The following is a 3,104-nucleotide window of genomic DNA, read 5'->3' on the forward strand; positions in this document are numbered from 1 at the left end:
ATCCGCTCCCATTGGTCATCGCGCAGGGCATATCGGCGGTTCGTCATTGTCCTCTTATCGTTATCGACGACTTTATGATAGAAATACCTATCGATTTTTTCGTCTATCTAATTGATGACACGCCCTAGCATGAGCCAGGAAAATCCGAATCGGGAACGATATATTTTGGAGTGAGTGAGGCATCCGATACAATGATGACTAATCAATTCGAAAAGCACGAATAATTGTAAGCTTGGGAGGTGAATATTATTTTTCCATGCTGACTGGAGAAGTGGAGTAATAACTGCCGCATTTCCTAGCTATATTTATCTGCTAATGTCTCAGCATAATAGCGTTTGCCCATATCTTAGCGTGTTGATTAAAGTACCCACTACTATGTGTAAACCGTTGCCAACATCATCAAAATTTGACGCTTGTATTTTTAGCTAATTTGATCCGTTTTTCAGCAAGCTCTACTCGTCAGCACTCTCAGTGAACTGAATAGAATTTCTCAGGTGGTTTTCAGATTAACTGCGTATTAATCTAGATAACCGTTCATTCACTGTGCCATGAAACGCTCAATTCTTCTTTCTATCGCCTTAGCTGGCACAATGGTATTGGCTAGCTGCGCGGCATCCAATTCAAGCCCCACATCGTCCGCTGATGCCCCGGCAACGGCTGAACAATCCGAACAAACGGAACAGACCGCAGCGACCTATGCTGTATTTGCTGAAGATGGCATCGCCATTCGTGGTGCCGATCCGGTGGCCTACTTTACAGCAGGTGAGTACACCCCCGGTAGTGATGAGTTTACCCATGATTGGGAAGGGGCGACTTGGCAGTTTGCCTCAGCGGAAAATCGCGATCTGTTTGCAGCTAATCCTGAGGAGTATGCTCCCCAGTATGGCGGCTTTTGCGCCTATGCGGTGAGTCAAGGTAGCACCGCCTCCATCGAACCTACGGCTTGGGAAATCGTTGATGGCAAACTGTACCTAAACTACAACGATAAAATTCAAAAGCGTTGGTCTAAGGATATTCCTGGATACATTGCCCAGGCAGACCAAAACTGGCCCGGTGTGCTGGCTAACTAAAAGGTCGGCCTGCTGGTCTAAAGCGTTCAGTTGCTTGTGTGCTAGGGCGATATCTGCTGAATAATACAGCTGGACTCTAGCAACCAAAACTGCTCAGTCTCTAGCTGGGTGCAGCGGTTGACTGCACCTTGCAGGGCTGGTGTATGGCCTTGCTGAAGCCTGGAGAGTATCTCAGTAGCCAAAGGCTTATAGTTATTGGCCCAGTAGGTTTGTTTACCTAAATACTCAGGGGTAAAGGCTTGTTGATGCACCAGCCATAGGGTAATGCCGTATTGCTGAATAAATCGCTGTATCACGGCAGGGTCGTCGGTGTATTGAGCATCTAGTAACGCACTGGCTCGTTCTCGCATGGGCTGATAGTAACTGAGGTGAAACGCATTGCCATATTCAGGGGCAACGAGTACCGAACGTCTGCCAAAGCTGGGAATGTCACTAGCCTGGCGATCAACTGAGACGACTAGTGTTCCCTGGGGCTGGGTTTGCAAGTATTCATAGACTGCGGCTTGGCTCCCCACCACATTATTGGGTTTGGGAAAGTTGTTGAGCAGTAGCGGATAGTAAAAGAAAATGGGTAAGCCGATGGTTAGTAGCACCAGGGAGATGCCCCAGGACTGCCAGCGCGATCGCAGCGCCACGTGAGCGCCCCAGTCGATTAGCAGAGTCCATGCGATCGCACTTAAAATCGGAACAATCACTAAAAAGCTATGGCCTGTATACCGGACGGGCATAAATAGCCTAAAGGCAATCCCATAGGCCATCACAAACCAGAATAGAGAGACGAGGGTAAGTCTGATAAACACTCGCCAGGTCGGCCTAATCATGTTGAATAATACAAACCGTTCCCTAGTCAGGTACATCGGCCAGATCAACAGGGCCGCCAGCATCGTCACTGGCGTAAACATAGAGCGCTTAAACAAGCCACTGTGGCTAGACAGCCAGCCTAGCCAGTAATACAGCAGATTATCCCTAAAAAATGGATGGCGGCCACCGGGTTGAAATTCTGGCAGGGTATGGGCCTGGGCCATGGTGACCACCGGGCCAAAACTTTGAGAACTGAGATAGCTAGGCAAAATACCCAGGGCCACAATCAAAATAGCGATCGCCGCTAGCCCGAGTTTGTCACGATCCACTAGCGGGCTCAATCGGGCGGATTTTCCCAGCGCTCTAAACTGAATGGCGTTGGCGACATAGAGGGTGCCCGCCACTAACGCCACGGGGGGATATATAAAGGCCAATAGCCCCAGGCATCCTAAACTTAACCGCCATTGCTGTCGCATAAAATACAACAAGAGTGGCACCAGCAACGGCATGACAAAGGCGCGGGGGGTGGCAGACGCCACGTCTTGAGCACACCACATACTCTGGCTTAACAGCACCGATGCAATCACCCCGGTCAGCGGTAGGGGCAAGACTGCGAGGGTTAACTGATAGAAAAAACCAGCTGTAATCAGCCCCAAGGGCAACGGCAACAGTTTAGCAATGGTCTGGGGATCTAGGGTGGTAAGGGCACTCGCAGTGCGAAAAAACAACTTATAGCCCACAGGCGCGATGGACTGTAGATAATCGGCAATTAGATCGTTAGGAAACGCATTGGGATTGGCAAAGCGATCCATCCAAAAAAGATAGTGACGGGCATCTTCTTGGATAACGTAATCCGCCGAGAAAGCCTGGTGTGCTGCCATCAGACCATACGCTAGAGCAAATAAAAGACTAATAAGCAGCCCAAACGTTTTTTGACGATTGCTAACCTGACTCGGGGTCAATAACCACAGTCGAATACGTTTAGCTAGCATGGTCTGACTCTCCGATAAACAGGCTGGACATGGCGTAGGTGCCCGGCCAGTGTATTACGTTTTCTACCGCTGGTCTCAGTCGCGGACCTCAGTTTCTAACCTAGCGTTGGATGGTACACTGGCGCAGCCTGAGGCCCTCAGGTAATGACAGCCAGGGGATATATCTGTGAGTTTTTTACCTCGGAAGCCGTCCGTTCTCCAAATCTGGGTGCTGCCGATAGCCACCCTTACCCTATTTTTC

At 49.6% G+C, this 3,104-nt stretch carries 2 protein-coding genes; one reads left to right on the top strand and one right to left on the bottom strand.

Annotated features, from left to right (window positions below; translation table 11 throughout):
* Nucleotides 1-548: 548 nt before the first annotated feature.
* On the top strand, nt 549-1,070 hold the full coding sequence (locus IQ260_RS29260) for a YHS domain-containing (seleno)protein (RefSeq protein ID WP_193996582.1): 522 nt from the start codon (nt 549-551) through the stop codon (nt 1,068-1,070).
* Nucleotides 1,071-1,111: 41 nt separating this feature from the next.
* Here IQ260_RS29260 and IQ260_RS29265 read toward each other — a convergent pair whose 3' ends face one another.
* On the bottom strand, nt 1,112-2,863 hold the full coding sequence (locus tag IQ260_RS29265) for a hypothetical protein (protein WP_193996583.1): 1,752 nt from the start codon (nt 2,861-2,863) through the stop codon (nt 1,112-1,114).
* Between the last annotated feature and the right edge of the window lie 241 nt (nt 2,864-3,104).

The organism is Leptolyngbya cf. ectocarpi LEGE 11479, assembly GCF_015207065.1.
In the GTDB taxonomy this organism is placed as follows: domain Bacteria; phylum Cyanobacteriota; class Cyanobacteriia; order Phormidesmidales; family Phormidesmidaceae; genus Leptothoe; species Leptothoe ectocarpi.